The following is a 19,498-nucleotide window of genomic DNA, read 5'->3' as shown; positions in this document are numbered from 1 at the left end:
CGCGCCTACGGGCCACTAGGGAGAGGATCTAATTTTTCTGCGACGGGCAGGTCACGGGAGAGCCGTGCAGCGACAATCGGCGGGGTTGGCATTCCTTTCCGATTTTCCAGGCTCCCGGGATCGCGCGTTGAGTTTTATGATCCCGAGGAGCACACTCGCGTTGCTACTTCTTCTCTCGGCAATGCCCTGCCTTGCAGGACAGGCCCAAGTTCCCGGACCTCCGGCACTCAAGGCTCAGGCTCAGAATGAAACGGCAGCCCCATCCATGCCTAATCAGGCTGGAAGCGCCTTTGCGCGCTATTCCGGATATCGCATTCGCAGCATCCATCTGCAGGGCTCCCAGCGAATCGATCAGGCGGACCTGCTCAAATCAATTTCCCTCCAGGCAGGACAGCTTCTTGACCGCGCTGCGGTCCGCGCAAGCTTGCAGCAGCTCTTTGCGACCGGACGATTCCGAACTATCGCCGCCGAAGTCGCACCCTACTCTGACCGTTCGCTCGATGTGAATCTCGTAGTGGAAGAGAAGCTGTTTATCGGCAGCTTGATGGTGTACGGAGCGCCGCGTCCGCCGACCGCAAACCAGCTGGTGAACAGCAGCAAACTGCAAATTGGGCAGGAGTTTGACGAAGACCTGATTGCCGCCGGCATTGAGCGCATGAAGAAGGTCCTCGCTGAGGATGGTTACTTCGCGCCTACCATCCGAATGGATTCTTCCATCGATCCGCCCCACCAGCGCATCGAGCTCAGTTTCATCGTCGATCGCGGCGCGCACGCAAGAGTGGGACAAGTGATCGTCAAGGGAGATGCTGGTTATGCCGACGGCAAAATTCGCAGCATCGCGAAGCTTCACCCCGGCCAACCAGTGGTCGCGACCCACCTGAGCCGCGCCTTTACCCGTCTTCACAAAAAGTATCAAAAGAGCGAGCGGCTCGAGGCGCAAGTGTCATTGGTCGATCGTAACTATCACACCGATACCAATCGGCTGGACTATATCTTCCAAATCAATCGTGGTCCGATCGTCGACGTTCGGGTAGAGGGTGCCCACATGCGGCGTGGGCTCATCAAAAAATACGTGCCCATCTATGAAGAAGGCGCGCTCGATGAGGACCTGCTCAGCGAAGGACGGCGAAATTTGCGCGACTACTTTCAGAGACAGGGATACTTTGATGTGGGGGTCACGTCGAGCCTATCGACCAAAGACGGGCGCGAGCTGGTGATCTTTGATGTTGATAGACGCAAGCGCCACACCTTCGAGGATCTGACCATTCACGGAAACAAATACTTTCCCAGGGAGAGCATTCGCGAGCGAATGGCGATCCAGCCTGCCGATGCTCTGCAACGTCACGGCCTGTTTAGCTCAGCTCTGCTCGAGCGCGACCTCTCCGTCATTACCTCTCTGTATCAGGCAAACGGGTTTCAGGCGGTGAAGGTGAATTCGAATGTACGGGACGATTATCGGGGAAAGCCCGGCCGCCTGCAGGTGCAGATCGACATCGACGAAGGCTCACAGACGCTGGTGAAGAACACAACCATCACCGGCAACACAACCTTCTCGCAGGACGTGCTGCTCGATCAGATGAGTACCATTCCAGGACAACCCTATTCCAACTATCTCCTCAGCAACGATCGCGACTCCATCGTGAGCTACTACTTCGATCGCGGCTTTCCCGACGTACAGGTAGAGACCACCACGAATCCTTCGCCGAATGCGCCGAATCGTCAGGATGTAGCGTTTAAGATCAGCGAAGGACGCCAGATCTTTGTCGATAAGATCCTCATCTCAGGTCTCAGGTACACGAAGCCATTCGTCGTGGATCGCGAGTTCGAGATCAAGGAAGGCGATGCGATGAGTCAATCGCGCATCCTGAATACGCAGCGAAAACTCTATGACCTGAGCATTTTCAATCAAGTCGACGTTGCCCCCGCGAATCCAACGGGGAATGTGGAGAGGAAAAATCTGATGGTGCAAGTGGAGGAGGCAAAACGCTACACCATCGACTACGGTATCGGATTCCAGGTTCAAACCGGCAATGTGCGAAGTGACTGCGAGAACGTGGTTGCAAATCCGACCTCGACGCAGGTGTGCAATCCCGGCGGCGCCACCGGCTTCAGCCCACTCGTTACCTTCGGCGTAACGCGCGCCAACCTGGGCGGGCGAAATGACAGCATCGTCTTCCGTACCAATCTTGGCCGCCTGCAGCAGCGCGCGCTGCTTAGTTATGTGCAGCCATACTGGCTGGATCGCCGAGATCTAACCTTGAGCTTCAGTGCGCTCTACGACAGCACTCAGAATGTACTCACGTTCAGTTCTGAGCGGCTGGAAGGTTCGGTCCAGGCATTGCAGCAGTGGCGAAAGGGAGAAACCTTCCTTTACAAATTTACTTATCGCCTGGTGAAGGTGGATCAGGCTACGCTGCACATCAATCCACTATTGATTCCGCTGTTCTCTCGCCCGGTGCGCGTTGGTATCCCCAGCATCAGCTACGTTCGCGATCATCGCGACGATCCCATCGATTCCCATAAAGGGAGTTACTACGCGGGGGACTTTGGCGTAGCCTCCAGGATCTTCGGATCGCAGTCGAATTACGCTCGCGTGTTCTTCGAGAACTCGACTTACCACACCTTTGCGGAGAACCGGAATGTCGGTGGCCGGCGTTGGACCTTCGCTCGCTCTACCCGCATCGGGGTGGAGGAGCCGTGGACAGCAGGAGGAAATCCGATTTCGGATATCGTGCCTCTACCTGAAAAGTTCTTTATCGGAGGCAGTAATTCGCATCGTGGCTTTGCGATCAATCAGGGTGGGCCGCGCGATCCGACTACCGGATTTCCCCTCGGGGGCGACGGGCTGTTTCTCAATAGTCTTGAACTGCGCAGTCCAAGCATTGCGCTCCCGTATGTGGGTGACAATTTAAGCGCGGTGATCTTCCATGATGCGGGCAACGTTTTCACTTCGCCGGAAAAGATTTTTCCCGGTCTGGCTCAGTGGACGCAGCCCCACAAGGAAAACTGCGAGCCGCAATCGACTCAGCCTTGCGACTTTAAGTACATGGCACAGGCAGTTGGGTTGGGCGTACGCTATCGCACGCCGATTGGGCCAGTACGCGTGGACTTCGGCTATAACCTCACGCCTACGTACTTTCCTGTCAAAGACGATCCTGTGCGTGGGCCGTATCTTGATCACACTGGAAGGTTCAACTTCTTCTTCAGCATAGGTCAGACGTTCTGATGCGAAACGCTTTCCTCATTTCACTGATTCTGATGGCTGCCTCGCTCGCGTACGCCGCGGAGACGCTGGACCGCATCGTGGCGACGGTCGATCGCCATCCCATCACCCGCAGCGATGTCGAGCAAGAGGCGCGCTTCAACCGCATGACAGAAGCAAAGCAAGGCGAAGTCACGATCCAAGAGGAGATCGCCGCCTTGGAGCGTCTGGTCGATCGAGATCTCGTCGCCGATCAGGTAGCGGTTTTTGGTGTGGTTCCGGTTACAAAGGAAGAACTCGATGCGCGGGTGATGGAGATGCGCAAGCAGCTTCCCGGCGGAGAGTCGGATGCAGGGTGGCGTCGGCTGCTCGCCGAATATGGTCTTACCGATGAAGACATCGCCAGCCGCGTGACCCAGGAGATTCAAATGCTGCGCTTCATCGATTTGCGGTTTCGGTCCGAAGTGCGAGTCGGGCCGCGTGCAGTGCAGACGTATTACGACACGAAATTTGTTCCCGAAATGAAAAAGAAGTCTCTCGCGTCTCCTCCCCCGCTCGATCAGGTACAGGATCAGATCGAGGCGATCCTGCGCGAGGAGCGCGTCAACGCATTAATCTCCGACTGGCTGAAGAGCCTCCGGACGCAGAGCCGAATTCAGACCTTTGATCCATCGTTGCCGCTCTCAGGACTCGATAAGAAGACTCCGGACATTTCAGACGTCCACACGCTGCCTTTGCATATTACTGGGCCGGCCGAGGCGGCCAAGCAGCAGTAGAACCTGCAATGACTGAGGAAATTCCCAAACCGTCGCGCCGTTCCCGCTGGGCTAAGCTCGGCATCGGCGTCGTGCTCATTGCTCTCGTGGCGAGCCTCGGTTTTTATCTCAACAGCGATTCTTTCCGTGACCGGGTGCGGCGCCGTCTCGTCAGCGAGCTCGAAGCGGTGACTGGAGGGAAAGTCGAGCTGAAGAACTTCGTCTGGGACTTCTCGCGACTCCAGTTCGAATTCGATGATCTCACCATTCACGGCTTGGAGAAACCAGACGACATCCCTTACGCCCATGTAGATCATGCGCGAGTGTCGGTCAAGATCCTTAGCGTATTCGGGCGCCAGATCGCTTTGCGCGAGCTTTACGTGGAGCACCCCGTCGCTCATCTGATCGTGTATCCGGACGGCACTACGAATCAGCCCAATCCCCAAAAGGGAAGTGGAAACGAAAACGGGAACGGGGTTCAGCAACTATTTTCTATGCGGATGGATCGTCTGAAGGTCAGCCAGGGCGTGCTGGTACTGAACCAGCAGCGCATCCCGTTGGATCTCAGCGCCGACACCGTGACTGCCGGAATGACATTCAGCGCGAAGCCCCATCCCAGCTACACAGGCAGCATTCGCGCCGGCAGTCTTCTGCTGAGACATCCTGGCTATCCGCAAGTGCTCACTCAGGCTGAAACGAACTTCAGCATCAGCAACAATCAGGCGCAAATCAGTTCGCTGCGTTGGGCAAGTGGCCGGTCGCAGCTGGAGGCCTCTGGAACCATCACGGATTTCCGTAGTCCGCGGGTTGAAACGAAGTACCGAGGGACAATCGAGCTTTCCGAACTGAGCAGGATTCTTGGAGTGCGCGAGCTGCGCAGCGGCGTCGTCGAACTTAACGGAACGGCTCGATATCTTTCGTCTGAAAACTTCTTCGGTTCCGGCAAGCTGGCTTTGAAAAACGGTGAGTACTCCGCTCCCGAACTGCGACTCAGCAACGTGGACGCAAGCTCTGAGTACACTGTCGCCGTGGACCGCATAACCCTGACTAAGTTGAGCGGACGAGCACTCACAGGCACATTTAACGGCAGCGCAAGTATCTTGCACTGGTCCAAGACAGCTCCGAAGAGTGGCTTCAGCTCCGGCAAGCTGACGCAGTCGGCAAAGAGACAACAGCAGGGAACGCTGGATCTGAATCTGGCAGGAATCTCTTTAGCCCAGGGACTGCGCGCGTTGCTGCCGGCGAAGAGTCCATTGAATCAGCTCCGCATCGCTTCCACGGGTACCGGCAAGCTGCAGATGCGCTGGACAGGCTCTCCGGCTGAAGCGGACACAGTCATCGATCTCGATGCGCAAGCTGTCTCGCCTGCACCCGCATCCGAGCTTCCACTCGCCGGCTCGGTCCATGCGACTTATCACGGTCGCAACGACCGCATCGACGTCACCGGACTGAATCTCGCAGCGCGCGCATCTCGCGTCAGCGCCACGGGAGCAATTGGGACCGAATCACAGCTGCGAATCTCGCTTAACACTTCAGACCTATCGGAGGTTGATACCGTAGCTCACGCGCTCAGTGGCGAGCGGCAAAAGATTCCCGCAATGGTTCACGGACAAGCATCCTTCAATGGGACACTAACCGGCAAACTCATCTCGCCAAGCATCGCAGGGCGCCTGCAGGCCAACGACTTCGACACAACTTTACCCGCTGCTGTGGAGCAGACTGCTGCCATAGCGGCCCCGGCCACGCTGCACTGGGACTCTCTCGTTGCAGACGTTGCCTACTCTCCCAGCCTGATATCGGCGCGCAATCTATTGCTGAAGCGCCGCGATGCGCAATTTTCAGGAGCGGGGAGCGTGAGCTTGCGCGAAGGTCAACTGGATCCTGACTCGCACGTCGAAGCCCGGCTCCGTGTGCACGACGCCGATTTGCTGGAGCTGCAACGTCTGGTTGGCCTCAGCTATCCCGTAACGGGAAAGGCAAACGGAGAGACGCACGTTATGGGATCGCTCGATAATCTCGCCGGTCTCGGACACATCCAGGTGGCAGGCGGAAGCATCTACGGCGAGCCTTATCGTTCCTTATCTGCGGATCTCCAGTTTCAAGGCAAGCAGGTGGATCTCCGCAATCTGATTCTCCAGCAAGACGGCGCGCGCGTGACTGGCGGCGGAAATTACAATTTCGACACCAAAGTCTTTGCCTTCAATGCCACGGGCAGCAATTTTGACCTGGCGCATCTTGCAAAGCTGCAAACGAAAAAACTCAGCATCGGCGGACACGCCGAGTTCGTGGCGAGTGGCTCAGGAACGATTTCCAGTCCTGCCATCAATGCCAACCTGTCGATTACCGGTCTTCTCCTCGGCGGAGAGCCTGCCGGCGATCTTCACGCCACAGCGGTAACTCACGGAGCCGATCTCCACCTCGAAGGCCACACCAACATGGAACTGGCCGCTGCCAACATCACAGGTGACGTCCATCTGCGCCAGGACTTTCCCGCCGAGATCCATCTCCATCTCGCCAAGCTCGACTTCGATCCGCTGCTGCGCGCATATCTTCCCGGCAAAGTCACCGGACATTCATCGGTCTCCGGAAACTTCGTGCTGCGCGGACCGCTCAAGAATCCTGGCGACATCGCAATGCAGGGAGACGTTAATCAATTCCAGGCAGACGTGCAGCACATTCAACTGCATAACGAAGGACCATTGCGTTTCTCAATCAGCAATCAAGTGGCAAGCGTCGAGCAGATGCACATCGTCGGAACCGATACCGACATTACCGGAACGGGAAAAGTCGAGCTCGCCGGAGCGGGCCGTCTCGATCTGCACGCGAATGGCAAGGTCAATCTGGGAATACTGCAGACCGTGAACCCCGCTGTTTCCTCTTCGGGACAGATGACCTTCACCGTCAATGGCACAGGCCGGTTGAACGATCCAAATTTCGCCGGCAACGTGCAAATCGCAAATGGCGCCGTCGCCTTTGTGGATCTTCCGAACGGATTGAGCGAGATTAACGGCTCGCTTAACTTCGATCGTAATCGTCTGCGCGTTCAGAAATTAACTGCCCGGACCGGCGGTGGCGATCTCGTTCTGGGCGGTTACGTTACCTACAGCAACGGGATTTTCTTTGATCTCACCGCAACCGGACGCGACATTCGCATTCGCTATCCCGAGGGAGTGAGCTCCCAGGCAACCGCCGATTTGAGACTCGTCGGAAATGCGCAAAACTCGGTGCTCTCAGGCGACGTTACCGTCACGAAGTTCGGTCTTACTCCGCAATTTGATCTCGCAACCTACGTTCAACGCGCCAAGCAGCCCACAAATCCGCCGAGTCCGAATTCCCTTATTGATAATGTGCGCCTCGATGTGCACATCGTCTCCACTCCCGAGCTGCGCGTCGAAACCTCCATGGCCCGCGTGTCGGGAGACGTGGACCTCCGGCTGCGAGGGACCGCAGCCCGGCCCTCAGTGCTGGGACGTCTAAGCATTGCGGAAGGCGATATCACCTTCAACAGCACTACCTATCACCTGGAGCGAGGCGACGTGGTGTTTGCCAACCCTGTACGCATCGAGCCAGTGGCAAACGTGGAGGCTTCGGCGCGAGTGCGAGACTACGACATCACCCTCGGGTTCCACGGAACGCCGGACAAGCTCAACGTGACTTATCGCTCCGAACCGCCGCTGCCCTCAGCCGACATCATTGCCCTGCTTGCTTTCGGCCGCACGCGCCAGGAGGGCGAGCTGTCGGCGCAGGGATCTCAGGCGGCCGCCAGCGAAACCTTCGCCCAGACCGCGTCGAATGCCATTTTGGGAGAAGCACTGAACGCGGCCGTAAGCAGTCGCGTGCAGAAGCTGTTCGGCATCAGCAGAATCAAAATTGATCCCAACCTCGGCGGTACCGGAACGGAAGGCAATCCCAACGCCCGTCTCACGGTGGAACAGCAAATTTCTAAGAACGTAACTGTTACCTACCTCACTAACCTAAGCCAGTACGCGCAGGAGGTACTGCAGGTCGAATACAACATCAATAAGAACGTCGCACTGGTTGCAGTCCGCGACTACACCGGCGTACTGGCAATTGACCTCAGAATCCGGCAACGAAAGCGCTAAAAAGGCGTTAGGAGAAAAGGAGAGCCGGCCGCCTCGGCCGTGTTTCGCGAGCAACGCCCAAACACTCAAATCGTCGTGGCTGAAGCTTCATGAACACTCCGACCTGAAAGCAGTTGCCACCAGAAACACGGCCGAGGCGGCCGGTTCTCCTTACTCATCTCCAGCTCCCCTGTTCCCTGTCCCCTGTAACCTGTACCCTATCCCTGCCCATGTCGCTCGACCTTCAGCGCGTCCTCATGATTGAGCGCCAGCTCAAGGCGCGGGGAATCTTCGACGAGCGTGTGCTTTCCGCAATCGGAAAAGTTCCGCGCGAGGAATTCATCTCGCTGGAGTTGCGCGAGCATGCCTACGAGGATCGGCCGCTGACCATCGGCTGCTGCCAGACGATCTCGCAGCCATACATCGTTGCCTCCATGCTGCAGGCCGCCGAGCTTCGTCGTGAAGATCATGTGCTGGAGCTGGGAACGGGATCGGGATATCAGACTGCACTTCTCGCCGAGATCGTTGCCAGCGTCGTCTCCATCGAGCGTCACCCAGAGTTGGCCGAAGTTGCGCGCGCGCGACTTTCCCGTTTGGGATACGCAAATGTCGAGATCGTGGTCGGCGATGGAACGCTCGGCTATCCCCCACGCGCGCCCTATCACGTGATTCTCGTCTCCGCCGCTGCTCCTCAGGTCCCGCAGGCTCTAATTGCGCAGCTGGCGACAGGGGGACGCATGGTGCTTCCGGTGGGCAGCCGCGACCTGCAGGAATTGGTGCTGGTTCGGAAAGACGAAGGCGGAGTTCGTCAGATAAGACTAGATGGATGCGCGTTCGTGCCCTTGATTGGGGAGGAGGGGTTTCGGGAGTGAGGCGTCTTGAGATGTCATTTCGAGCCGCTGCTGTTGCGGCGAAAAGTCCCTACAGACTCCTGCAAGGCCAGCTTGAGCGAAGACTGGTCGATGCCGGCAGTCTCGCAAGTCCATAGGATTTCTCGCTGCGTTCGAAATGACAACTGAAATCAAGAACTACTTCGCTAACGCCGCCGCCTTGCGGAACCAAAGCCGTTCCCGCCGCTTCAGATATCCAGGCAGCGTCTTCTTGCGAGTAAGCACTCGCTGAGCCCACTCGCGGCCCTCCGCGAGCTTGCCTTGCGACTTCAAAAACTCAGCATAGTTGACGAGCGTCTCCGAGAGCGTGGAGGTCTGAATCACGCGCTCAAACATCGCCCCTGCAGCTTCAGTCTGGCCGCTCTTCGCCAGCGCATCCGCGAGCAGGCCGGCAGCGCGGTCATAGTCATATCGCGAATCCTTGGCAAAGACATGTTGCAGATCGTGTATAGCCGCCGCATAGTCGCCCAGCTTCAGCTGGCAGAGAGCGCGCCGGTAGAAGGGATCGGGAGAATCCGTTCGTGTCGAGATCGCGCGGTCATAGCACTCGCGCGCCCGAGCGTACTTGCCATCTTCAAAATAAAGATCAGCAAGCTCCTCATAATTTCCCGCCGACGGATTGTCGAGAATCAACGCCTCCAATCGGCGAATGCGACTACGCCGCGGAAACACCTGAAAGCTGCGCCCGACCATCCCGATCTCCGGCAGCATTTCCACGCAGATGTATATGAAAGCTCCAATTCCGCTGCCAAAGATGATGATCCAAAGCCAATAGGTGTCAGGACGGCGGCGAATGAAATGCAGGATGGCAATAGCCTGAAGAATAACGCCGTAGCCAAAGAATCCGTGCAGTCCCATTGATCGTCAAGGATACGACATGGATGGAAGAGGCAATAATAGGATTTGGCGCCTGGACCAACGAGAATCGAGCGATCGGGTGAAGAAGACCCTGCAATCTTTGAGCCCCGAGCGCAACCGCAGCGCTCGACGGGGTCCCCGGAAACGCTCGGGTCCCTCCTGCGCTCAGGATGCTCGGACTTATTGGTATTTTGGGCAGAATTGGAGATGGCGGCTTCTTCGGGAAATCGGAATTCTTGAGTCGCTACAGAGGCTTCGTGTAACCACGAATTCAAGCATCCTGAGCGGAGGAGGGTTCCCGCGCGTTTTCTTCAGCGCGGGAGACCGGAGTCGAAGGATCTTTTGTTTTGCTTTTCGTCTGCCAATTCAGCTTCGCCACAATTCGTCCGTCTAACCGAAACTCCAAGCCGTACTTCTCCTCCCACGCAGCGATAAGATCGCGCCAGTGTGGATTGAGCCTCACGATCAAGGCTTCCTTTTTCGCGCGGCTCCAACCTTTCAATTGCCGCTCTCGCTCGAACGCCGCCTCCGAGTCGCCATATTCCTCGTAATACACCAGCCGCCATGTTCGGTATTTCGCGCTGAAACTGTTCGAGTGTTTTTGTGTGCGGTGTTCGATTACTCGGCCGATCAAGAAGTTTGTGAAGCCGATGTAAAGAGTATGTCGGGATGTGCTTTGCAGCATGTAGACGAAGTAGCGGCGGTCGAACATGGGTGGGGATTGTAGTGCATTGGCGGATTGGGGCAAACCAAAACAAAAGATCCTTCGACTCCGGCGTCCCCCGCGCCCGCCCCATCGAGCGCAACCGCCGCGCTCGACGGGGTCCCCGGAAACGCGCGGGTCCCTCCTGCGCTCAGGATGCTCGGACTTATTGGTATTTTGGGCAGAATTGGAGATGGCGGCTTGTTCGCGAAATCGAGATTCTCAATTCTCTACATGGACTTCGTCTTAACTATGAACTCAAGCATCCTGAGCGGAGGAGGGTTCCCGCGCGCTTTCTCCAGCGCGGGAGACCGGCGTCGAAGGATCTTTTGTTTTGCTTTTCGTGTGCCAATTCAGCTTCGCCACTCGTCCGTCTAAACGAAATTTCCCGATCACCCGATGGTCCGATCACCCGATCTTTCTCTCAGTTCCCAATGCTAGAATCTTCACAGTGTCTCTTCCGATCCGCCTGATTGCAGTCGACATCGACGGCACCCTTATCGATTCCACTCTGGACATTCCCGCAGGTAATCTTCAAGCTCTTCGCCGCGCGCATGATGCTGGCGTTGAGATCGTCCTGGTCACCGGACGCCGTCATCGCTTCGCCCTGCCGGTGGCCGAGCAGCTAGGATTCGAGTTTTGCCTTATCAGCTCCAATGGCGCTATCACGCGCTCAACCGGCGGCGAGCTATTTCACGCCGATATGCTTCCCCGTAACATTGCCCATCGGCTTTGCGAGCACATGGTAGAGTTTTCCGGCTGTACCGTGCTGACTTTCGACAAAGACGCACGCGGTGCCATTGTGGTAGAACGTACCGACGAACTCGGGACCAACATTCAGCGCTGGATTGACAAGAATCGCATGTACATCGAAGAAATAGCTCCTATTACCAAGGCGTTGGTCTGCGATCCGGTTCAAGCGATGTTCTGTGGGACCGTGGAGCGGATGAAACCGGCCGAGGCACGGCTCAACGACGGGACATTTGCCGGCCAGATCAACGTTCTAAAGACCCAATATGACCACCGTGATCTGTGCATTCTCGATGTTCTGCGCGATGCATGTTCCAAGGGCTCGGCCCTGGCGCGATGGGCGGCCCATCTTGGCATTCCACGCAGTCATGTAATGGCAATCGGCGACAATTACAATGACATCGAAATGCTGGAGTACGCCGGCTTCCCGTTCGTGATGGCGAACGCCTCCGAAGACTTAAAACGAAGCGGATGGCCAGTAACACTGGATAACGAAGCCTGCGGCGTGGCCGCGGCCATTGATGAAGTACTGGCAAATTAATGAGATTTGTTCCCAAATGGATGATGCTCGCGCTTGTGGCTCTCGCCACCACAGCGCTGCATGCTCGCGAGAACGCCGTCCTCCGCACCGGATTCACGATCTCCCACGACCATCACCAGCAGATTGGAACGAGGACTCGACTTTTTTTGAAAGCAGACAGCGAGGAGTACGTGGACATCGAGAGCGAAAAAATCGTCAGCTTTGAACCTGACGAGAGTCCCATTCCGGCGCCGCTTCCAGTCAGACAATTTACCGGCCCCTCGTCTTTGGACCTCGATCAGATCGTAGAAAAGGCCGCCCGGGAAAATCAACTCGACTCTGACTTTATTCATGCGCTGATTCTTGCCGAGAGCGAAGGTAAAACGACCGCGGTTTCTGCGAAAGGCGCGCAAGGTCTCATGCAGCTCATGCCGGACACCGCCGCCAAGCTGGGGGTTAAGAACAGCTTCGACGCGAATGAGAATGTCGCCGCCGGCGCCAAGTACATTCGTGAATTGCTCGCGCGCTATAACAATGATCCCCTGCGCGCCCTGGCCGCCTACAACGCCGGCGCCGGACGAGTTCAGCAGTACAACGGTGTTCCTCCTTACCGCGAGACTCGCGCTTATGTAGCGAAGATCATTCGCGAATTCAACCGGCGCAAACTGGAGCAGGAGCGTCTCGCCAAGGCTTCCAAGAAGCCAACCAGGGTAGCGGCAGCCAAGCAGCCCACCGCTTCGGGAAAATAACGAATCCACGTGGACCGCAAACGACTTATCGTCACCTCAGTTGTGGTGTTGATACTGGCGACGCTCGTAATCTTGCAGGTCCATGCCTGGCGCAAGTTCGATTGGGACATACTCGGAGAGTCCCTGGAACAACTGAACTGGTGGAAGATCCTCGGCGCCGTCGCGCTGGTGCACGTCGCCGACGGACTCAGGGCGGTGCGCTGGGCCATTTTTCTCAAGCCCGTGAAGAACGTACCGTTCTGGAGCCTGCTGCCGGCGCAATACATAGGCTTTGCCGGATTGGCGCTCCTCGGGCGTGCCGGTGAAGTGATCAGGCCGCTGGTGATCGCGCGACGCACGGGTCTGACCTTCTCCTCGCAATTCGCCGTGTGGACGGTCGAGCGCATCTTCGACATCTCGGCGGTCACCATCATCGTCGCCGCTGATCTTCTGCTCTCAGGCACACTACAGACATTCACCGAAAACCAATACAACATCATGCGAGCGCTGGGCGCAGTGCTGATCTTTATTGTTTGCTCGCTGCTCTTTTTTGCCTTCAGCGCTTGGCGCAATGGAGAGCAGATTGCGTCCTGGGTCGAGCGCAAGCTGCGTCACAAGCCCCACTTGGCTCATCGCTTTGCCGCAAAAATTAGAATCTTCAGCGCAGGCCTGCATACCATCCACGATGTGAGTTCCTTCATTGGTATCGCAGCACTTTCGCTAGTCATCTGGATGCTGATCGCAGGCGCCTATTACGCGGTGCTCCAGTCCTACGCGGATGCAACCGTGTACACCATGACGTTCGTCTACGGAATTATTCTCATGGCGTTCAGCGTGGCAGGAGGCGTTCTGCAGCTCCCGGTGGTAGGCGGCGGATCGCAGCTGTCGACGATCAAGGCGCTCTATTCCGTTTTTAATACTCCCCAGGAGCTAGCCACGAGCTGCGGCATCATGCTGTGGCTGGTGACGTTTGTCTCCGTAACTCCGCTCGGACTGATCCTGGCCCGCGTTGAGCATGTCTCTCTACGAAGATTGGGAGCCGAGTCGCACGCTGAAGAAGAGCAAGTCGAAGAAGCGGCAGAGCGGCCTGGTGTGGTGGATTCGGTGTGAGGAGTGTGTCTGCATTCCTGCCTCCGCTCAGGATGCTTGAGTTCATAGTTACAGGAAACCTCCGTGTCGAATTGAGAATTTCGATTTTGCGAAGAAGTCGCGATCTCCAATTCTGCCCAGAATACCAATAAATCCGAGCATCCTGAGCGCAGGAGGGACCCGCGCGTTTCCGGGGACCCGTCGAGCGCTGCGGTTGCGCTCGATGGGGCGGGCGCGGGGGACGCCGGAGTCGAAGGATCTTTGTTTTGGTTTGCTCCAACGCGCCCATGCACTACAATCCCCACCCATGTTCGAGCGCCGCTATTGTTTTGGTTTTGACTCTGGCAGCCGATGCGCTAAGCCCGCAAGCTTCCACCCAGCGCCTGCACCGCCGAAATCACGCGCTGGCTCCAGCCGGCTACTTCGTCGTCGCGCAGAGTCCGCTCACTTGACTGAAATATGAGGCGCAGCAATAACGAGTACTTTCCCTCCGGCACGCCGGAGCCGCGAAAGAGTTCGCGTGGCTCAATGGATTCCAGTTCGGGAATCTGGAGAGCTTCGATCGCGCTGCGCAAGTCCTCGTAAGTAACCCTATTATCGAGCAACAGCGAGAAATCGCGCTCCACCGATGGGTAGCGGGACAGCCGCTGATAGCGCGGCTCGCGCAGGGGAACTGCGAACAGGCCATCGAGCTCTAGTTGGGCGATCCAGACCTCTTGCTTGAACTTGCGCTCTGCCGCTACGTCTGGATGAAGCTGTCCGATTTCGCCAATAATTTCGCCGTTCAGCAGGACCTTAGCCGAACGTCCGGGATGAAAGTACCCCGACGCGGGCGCCACGAACTGCAGAGACTTGTTCTCAAATGCATCCAGAATCGCCTCTGTGTCGCCTTTCAAGTCGAAAAAATCCGCAGCACGCGGTTGCAGCTCAACGCCCTTCTCCCCGGCCGATCCCGTAGCGGCGAAACAGGCTATCTTCTTCTGCTCCACCCGTTCATTGGACATCGCGAAGACATTTCCCATTTCGAATAACCGGACGTCGTTCGCTTCGCGGTTAAAGTTCCACGCCAGCTGGTTGAGCATTCCGGGCAGCAGCGAATTGCGCAGCAGGGGCGCTTCCTCGCTCAAAGGGTTCTCCACGGCGACAGCCTGAGCAGACGAAAACCGCTGAGCATCGTCGCTCGAAATGAATGTAGGCGAGACAGTCTCGTCATATCCCAGCGCGAGCAGGCGGCTGCGAGTCTTCGTTTCCGGCAATGCGTGAGGCAGTTCGACCACTCCGCCAGAGAACGATGGCAAGGTATTCGCGAAATTGTTAAAGCCGTAAACGCGCGCGACTTCCTCGATCAAGTCGATCTCGCGTTCCACGTCCATGCGCCACGTTGGGATGTCGACTGTATATACTTCGGGCGGCTGAAGGAGTGTTAGCCGAGCGCCTTCCTCAGGCGCTCCGTTCGAGCCGGCGCGCACTTCTGTGAGTCCGAATCCCAACCGGACGAGGATGCGTGAGACCTCCGCCTCCGGAATATCCTGCCCGAGGATTCGCCGCAACTCGCCGCGCTCGAGTTGAATGGGCGCATGAATTACTTTGCGCGCGATCTCATCGTTATAGCCTGCGAGCTTTCCTCCGGCTGCATCCAGCACGAGTTCGCTGACACGATCGCAAGCAAGCGTGGTTGCGCCCCAATCGGCGCCGCGCTCGAAGCGATGAGAAGCATCGGTGTGCATGCTGTGTCGACGTGCCGTGCGGCGAACAGTTGCCGGATCAAACCATGCTGACTCAATGAGCACGTTGCGCGTGTTCGCGGTGATCATCGTGTCCCATCCACCCATGATCCCAGCCAGCGCGACCGGTTTCACAGCATCCGCGATGACCAGGTCGCCGGCATGCAGCTGACGTTCAACACCGTCGAGCGTCTTTAACTTCTCACCATGCACAGCCTGGCGCACGACGATCTTGCCCCCTTCGAGCAGATCAAGATCGAAGGCGTGCGTCGGATGTCCCATCTCCATCAGGACGTAATTGGTTACGTCGGCGATGTTGTTGATGCCCTGATGGCCCTCAATCAGCAGGCGCTCCGCGATGTATTGTGGCGACTTCTCGATGCGAACGTCGCGTATGGCACGCGCCGTGTAACGAGCGCAGAGCGCTGGCTCCAGAATCTCGACGGGAAAAGACTCCGGTTGAATCAGCTTCGGAAGCTTCAGCGTAATCGGCTGTAGCTCGACGTTGTAGATCGCCGAGCACTCGCGCGCGACGCCGTAATGGTTCATGGCATCCACGCGATTGGTCGTGATCTCCATCTCGAAGAGCACGGCGTCTCCCCCGCCGATGAAGCCCTCAACGGCAATGCCGGCGTGCGTGAGGTCTTCGGCCAGACGAATGTTATCGATGTCGAGCGCGACGAACTCGCGAAGCCAATGGGGAGAAATGCGCATGTGAGCTAGTGATTCGGTGTATATGTAACCCTGTCATCCTGAGGCCCTCTTTTGGCCGAAGGATCTCCCGGAATGATCCAGACTAAATTGCACCTTCCTGGCTCTTTCACGAGAATCTGGGGCCGAAGAGCCGGGACAGTGCAATTTCGCCTGAAACATTCCGGGAGATCCTTCGGCCAAAATAAGGCCTCAGGATGACAGTTTAGAAAACTGTCTTTACCCAAACTGCCTTAAAAACCTGACATCTCCCTGATAAAACAGCTGAATGTCGTCGACTCCATACTTCAAAATCGCGATTCGCTCCACTCCCATGCCAAACGCAAATCCGCTGTATTTCTTTGGATCGTAATCGACGAAACCATACACATTCGGATCCACCATTCCCGAACCGAGAATCTCGATCCAACCGGTGGACTTGCACATACCACAGCGTTCTCCGTTCAGACGTCCGCTGCCTCCGCACTTGAAGCAGGAGATCTGCATGTCGGCGCTCGGTTCCGTAAATGGGAAGAACGAAGGATAGAATCGCGTCTTCACGCTGGATCCGAACATTGCCTTCGCCGCTTGGTCGAGCGTGCCTTTCAAATCGCAGAAAGTGATATTCGTATCGACGGCAAGTCCTTCGACCTGGTGGAAGATCGGCGAGTGCGTCGCGTCAGCCGTATCAGCGCGATGTACCTTTCCGGGAACGACAATACGAAGCGGCGGCGGCTGCTTCTCCATGGCGCGAATCTGTACCGGTGAAGTATGCGTGCGCAGCAGCAGGCGCTCGCGCAGCGGCTTGCCTTGCTGCCCTTTGATTACCAGCGTGTCCTGCGTGTCGCGCGCGGGATGGTTGGGAGGGAAGTTGAGCGACTCGAAGTTGTAGTAATCGGTCTCGACCTCGGGCCCTTCGGCGACCGAGTATCCCATCCGCTTGAAGACTTCGACGATCTCATTCATCGTCCGTATGAGCGGATGCTCAATGCCAAGCTTGCGCCGGTTTCCGGGCAATGTGATATCGACGCGTTCCTGTTGCAGACGCGAAGCTGAAACCGCGGAACTGACGCGAGTGAGAGCTGCATCGATCTGTTCTTCGACGATCTTTTTGACTTCGTTAACGCGCTGGCCGACTTCGCGCTTGGCCGGAGCAGGAGCCGCTTTCAGCCACTGATCGTTGAGTAGCGTGAGCACGCCGTTTTTGCGCGCCATCCAACGATCGCGGAGGATCTTCCACTCAGCTTCGCTGGCGATCGCCGCGCTCTCACCCTCCAGGGCAGACTTCAAGTCTCGGGCCGCTGCGTCGAGAGCGGATGGGGAGAAGTCTTCGAGCTTAGGGACGGTGTACATGGCGCTTCTTTTCGATTGTCATTCCGAGCGGAGCATGACGTAGCGAAGCGAAGTCGTGCGAAGAGAGGAATCCCTACCATGCCCATACTCTTACGTGACTATAGGGATTCCTCGCGGGCAAACTACGCCCGCTTCGGAATGACAACGTTAGGCCGACTTAGCCAAAGCCGTCTTGGCCTGCGCTGCCAGCGTCGCAAACGCAGCCGCGTCGTTAGCCGCGAGCTCGGCCAGCACCTTGCGGTCCAGTTCCACTCCGGACTTCTTGAGTCCATCGATGAACTGGCTGTAGCTGATGCCGTTCAGCTTGGCGGCGGCGTTAATGCGCACGATCCAGATGGAGCGGTACTGGCGCTTCTTCTGCTTGCGTCCGGAGTAGGCGAACTTCAGTCCGCGCTCCACACTCTCTTTGGCGCTGCGATAGAGTTTTGATTTAGTTAGGAAATATCCACTGGCGCGCTCAAGAATCTTTTTCCGCTTGGCGCGCCGCTTGGTTCCGCGTTTTACGCGAGGCATCGGCGAGTCTCCTTTTTTTGACTGCGGTTATGCGGCTGGAGGTAAGGATGATTACCTCTTCACACGCGATTGCTCCGGACGAGCTCTTGTGCTCATCTCAGATCCTGCGCGTTGCGGGATCAACGGAGCGCGAGGATGGCTTTCAGCACTCGGCTCTCGGCGTTCGGCCATGAACCATTCTGGGAGTCCCACGCGAACAGCTCATTCAGTCTATCCAGATGCTGATCTCGACCAGAATGCTTCGTGGCTGAACGCCGAATGCCGACAGCCGATCGCCGTCCTTCAGTACGGAATCATGCGCTTCACTTTGCGCTCGTCGGCCTTGTCGACCAACGTATCCAGGTCCAGGCGCCGCTTGGTCTTCTTCTTCTTCGAAGTAAGAATATGGCGCATGAACGCATGCCCACGCTTCACCCGACCGCTGGCGGTCTTCTTGAAGCGCTTAGCAGCGCCACTATGGGTCTTCAGTTTCGGCATTCGTTCCTCTGCAAACAATTCAAATCCCCAGCGAGGTCTGCTCGCTGAGGACCGTTCTTAAGTATATGCGATTACGGGCCAACATGACCAATCGGGAAGAATCGGGTGATCGGGCCATCGGGTGATCGGGTGAAGTAAGAGCCGAACCTCAGATCTTGGACGTTGCCGGCCCTGAGCTGGGCTTCCATAGCGTTTTATCGTATCGGAGTTGTCTCAATCACATCGCTTTGGGTGAGCTCTGCGTCGCGTGCACCGTCGTCAAGTTTGGGTTCGCGTTTGAACTTCATGTCGCCAAAGCTGAGCAGATCATGTGTTTGGTGGATGGTCACATGCTGAATCCCCTGTTCCACAATGGGGCCTTCAGGCCACTGCCTGGGACGCGCGGGCACGAACTTATACCAGATCGCGATTCCTCTTCGGTCTGCAATCCACTGTCCACGCCACAGAGCCAGGCCATCACCGTGGCTGATCGTCGTGTACTCTCCCGGGATTCGATTCACAACGCAAACGAGCATCGCGAAAGTGTGGTCTGCATCGAAATACAGGATCGTGGCTTGGCTGTTTTGCAAGCGAGGATTGATAGTTGCAGGAGCTTTCTCCCATCTCAGGTCTGTTTGCAGCCATGCTCCTGTAAGAGGAGCGGCGTCGACGCGGGGCTCTTGCTTCCCGGCAGCGAACGCGAGAAGGCACATAAAAAGTACGAATAATCGCTCCGGAGATTTCATCGGGAAGATTCTAAGGTCCTAAACTACTGGACAACAGCTTCGACATGGTGATTCACGGAGGTTCTTACTTCACCCGATCACCCGATGGCCCGATCACCCGATTCTTCTCAGGCCTGTTGCGTCGCCGGTGGATTGCCTTGCTGCGGCCTTGGTGGAGGCTGCTGCTTCTTGCCTTCGACTTTCTTCGGAGGCGCAAGGATGGCGTGCAGCGTGTTTCCCTCCATTCGCGGACGGAACTCGACTACCGCGCGTTCGCCAACTTCTTTCAACAGGCGCTCTAGAATCTGGCGTCCCAAATTGGTGTGGGTCATTTCGCGGCCGCGGAAGAAGATAGTGGCCTTTACTTTGTCGCCCTGTTCGAGGAAGCGCAGTACGTGATTCTTTTTGAACTCGTAATCGTGCTCGTCCACATTGATGCGGAACTTCACTTCCTTGATGG

15 protein-coding genes are annotated in these 19,498 nt (G+C 57.0%); 7 read left to right on the top strand and 8 right to left on the bottom strand.

Annotation, left to right across the window (positions count from 1 at the left end):
* Positions 1-136: 136 nt before the first annotated feature.
* The 4 genes from DMG62_10590 (at position 137) to DMG62_10575 (ending at position 8,911) form a co-directional block, all read left to right on the top strand.
* The gene (locus DMG62_10590; GenBank protein ID PYY22930.1) at positions 137-3,226 is read left to right on the top strand and encodes a hypothetical protein; all 3,090 of its coding nucleotides are present in this window, start codon (positions 137-139) and stop codon (positions 3,224-3,226) included.
* Positions 3,226-3,978 carry a hypothetical protein gene (locus DMG62_10585; GenBank protein ID PYY22929.1) on the top strand — a complete coding sequence of 251 codons (753 nt, stop codon included), beginning with the start codon at positions 3,226-3,228 and terminating at the stop codon, positions 3,976-3,978. The genes DMG62_10590 and DMG62_10585 overlap by 1 nt, the downstream gene beginning before the upstream one ends.
* An 8-nt stretch (positions 3,979-3,986) precedes the next feature.
* Positions 3,987-8,060: a hypothetical protein gene (locus tag DMG62_10580; GenBank protein PYY22928.1), complete on the top strand. Its 4,074-nt coding sequence runs from the start codon at positions 3,987-3,989 to the stop codon at positions 8,058-8,060.
* Positions 8,061-8,269: 209 nt separating this feature from the next.
* Positions 8,270-8,911 (top strand): protein-L-isoaspartate O-methyltransferase, encoded by a 642-nt coding sequence (locus DMG62_10575; GenBank protein PYY22927.1) that lies wholly within the window; start codon positions 8,270-8,272, stop codon positions 8,909-8,911.
* 156 nt (positions 8,912-9,067) lie between these two features.
* Here the strand turns inward: DMG62_10575 and DMG62_10570 are convergent, their stop codons facing one another.
* Both DMG62_10570 and DMG62_10565 read right to left on the bottom strand, forming a co-directional pair.
* Positions 9,068-9,787: a hypothetical protein gene (locus tag DMG62_10570; protein ID PYY22926.1), complete on the bottom strand. Its 720-nt coding sequence runs from the start codon at positions 9,785-9,787 to the stop codon at positions 9,068-9,070.
* Between the two features lie 271 nt (positions 9,788-10,058).
* Positions 10,059-10,499: a hypothetical protein gene (locus DMG62_10565; GenBank protein ID PYY22925.1), complete on the bottom strand. Its 441-nt coding sequence runs from the start codon at positions 10,497-10,499 to the stop codon at positions 10,059-10,061.
* 325 nt (positions 10,500-10,824) lie between these two features.
* Here DMG62_10565 and DMG62_10560 point away from each other — a divergent pair, with 325 nt between their 5' ends.
* The 3 genes from DMG62_10560 to DMG62_10550 are packed head-to-tail and all read left to right on the top strand — an operon-like array spanning position 10,825 to position 13,598.
* Positions 10,825-11,781 (top strand): HAD family phosphatase, encoded by a 957-nt coding sequence (locus DMG62_10560; GenBank protein ID PYY22924.1) that lies wholly within the window; start codon positions 10,825-10,827, stop codon positions 11,779-11,781.
* Complete coding sequence (locus DMG62_10555) at positions 11,781-12,509, top strand: lytic transglycosylase domain-containing protein (protein PYY22923.1); 729 nt, start codon at positions 11,781-11,783, stop codon at positions 12,507-12,509. The genes DMG62_10560 and DMG62_10555 overlap by 1 nt, the downstream gene beginning before the upstream one ends.
* A 3-nt stretch (positions 12,510-12,512) precedes the next feature.
* The gene (locus DMG62_10550) at positions 12,513-13,598 is read left to right on the top strand and encodes a hypothetical protein (GenBank protein PYY22922.1); all 1,086 of its coding nucleotides are present in this window, start codon (positions 12,513-12,515) and stop codon (positions 13,596-13,598) included.
* Positions 13,599-13,933: 335 nt separating this feature from the next.
* Here the strand turns inward: DMG62_10550 and pheT are convergent, their stop codons facing one another.
* The 6 genes from pheT to infC all read right to left on the bottom strand — a co-directional run.
* Entirely contained in the window at positions 13,934-16,015 is a 2,082-nt protein-coding gene (gene pheT, locus DMG62_10545) for a phenylalanine--tRNA ligase subunit beta (protein ID PYY22921.1), read from the bottom strand.
* Between the two features lie 216 nt (positions 16,016-16,231).
* Entirely contained in the window at positions 16,232-17,344 is a 1,113-nt protein-coding gene (locus DMG62_10540) for a phenylalanine--tRNA ligase subunit alpha (protein PYY22920.1), read from the bottom strand.
* A 147-nt stretch (positions 17,345-17,491) separates the two neighbouring features.
* Positions 17,492-17,857 carry a 50S ribosomal protein L20 gene (locus DMG62_10535; GenBank protein PYY22919.1) on the bottom strand — a complete coding sequence of 122 codons (366 nt, stop codon included), beginning with the start codon at positions 17,855-17,857 and terminating at the stop codon, positions 17,492-17,494.
* Between the two features lie 282 nt (positions 17,858-18,139).
* Positions 18,140-18,334: a 50S ribosomal protein L35 gene (locus DMG62_10530; protein PYY22918.1), complete on the bottom strand. Its 195-nt coding sequence runs from the start codon at positions 18,332-18,334 to the stop codon at positions 18,140-18,142.
* Between the two features lie 194 nt (positions 18,335-18,528).
* Positions 18,529-19,026, bottom strand: a complete 498-nt coding sequence (locus DMG62_10525) for a hypothetical protein (GenBank protein PYY22917.1) — start codon at positions 19,024-19,026, stop codon at positions 18,529-18,531.
* Positions 19,027-19,166: 140 nt separating this feature from the next.
* The coding region (infC, locus tag DMG62_10520) for a translation initiation factor IF-3 (protein PYY22916.1) at positions 19,167-19,498 on the bottom strand (332 nt) is incomplete at its 5' end.

The organism is Acidobacteriota bacterium (assembly GCA_003225175.1).
Taxonomy (GTDB): Bacteria; Acidobacteriota; Terriglobia; order Terriglobales; family Acidobacteriaceae; genus Gp1-AA112.
Note: the sequence above shows the minus strand (reverse complement) of the source record. Positions and strands in the feature narration are given on the sequence as shown.

What these genes read in the sequence shown, in the direction of transcription:
- DMG62_10570 (PYY22926.1), bottom strand. Translation starts at nt 9,787, where the DNA reads ATGGGACTGCACGGATTCTTTGGCTACGGCGTTATTCTTCAGGCTATT.
- DMG62_10565 (PYY22925.1), bottom strand. Translation starts at nt 10,499, where the DNA reads ATGTTCGACCGCCGCTACTTCGTCTACATGCTGCAAAGCACATCCCGA.
- DMG62_10575 (PYY22927.1), top strand. Translation starts at nt 8,270, where the DNA reads ATGTCGCTCGACCTTCAGCGCGTCCTCATGATTGAGCGCCAGCTCAAG.
- DMG62_10525 (PYY22917.1), bottom strand. Translation starts at nt 19,026, where the DNA reads ATGTGCCTTCTCGCGTTCGCTGCCGGGAAGCAAGAGCCCCGCGTCGAC.
- DMG62_10585 (PYY22929.1), top strand. Translation starts at nt 3,226, where the DNA reads ATGCGAAACGCTTTCCTCATTTCACTGATTCTGATGGCTGCCTCGCTC.
- DMG62_10590 (PYY22930.1), top strand. Translation starts at nt 137, where the DNA reads ATGATCCCGAGGAGCACACTCGCGTTGCTACTTCTTCTCTCGGCAATG.
- DMG62_10555 (PYY22923.1), top strand. Translation starts at nt 11,781, where the DNA reads ATGAGATTTGTTCCCAAATGGATGATGCTCGCGCTTGTGGCTCTCGCC.
- pheT (PYY22921.1), bottom strand. Translation starts at nt 16,015, where the DNA reads ATGCGCATTTCTCCCCATTGGCTTCGCGAGTTCGTCGCGCTCGACATC.
- DMG62_10580 (PYY22928.1), top strand. Translation starts at nt 3,987, where the DNA reads ATGACTGAGGAAATTCCCAAACCGTCGCGCCGTTCCCGCTGGGCTAAG.
- DMG62_10535 (PYY22919.1), bottom strand. Translation starts at nt 17,857, where the DNA reads ATGCCTCGCGTAAAACGCGGAACCAAGCGGCGCGCCAAGCGGAAAAAG.
- DMG62_10540 (PYY22920.1), bottom strand. Translation starts at nt 17,344, where the DNA reads ATGTACACCGTCCCTAAGCTCGAAGACTTCTCCCCATCCGCTCTCGAC.
- DMG62_10530 (PYY22918.1), bottom strand. Translation starts at nt 18,334, where the DNA reads ATGCCGAAACTGAAGACCCATAGTGGCGCTGCTAAGCGCTTCAAGAAG.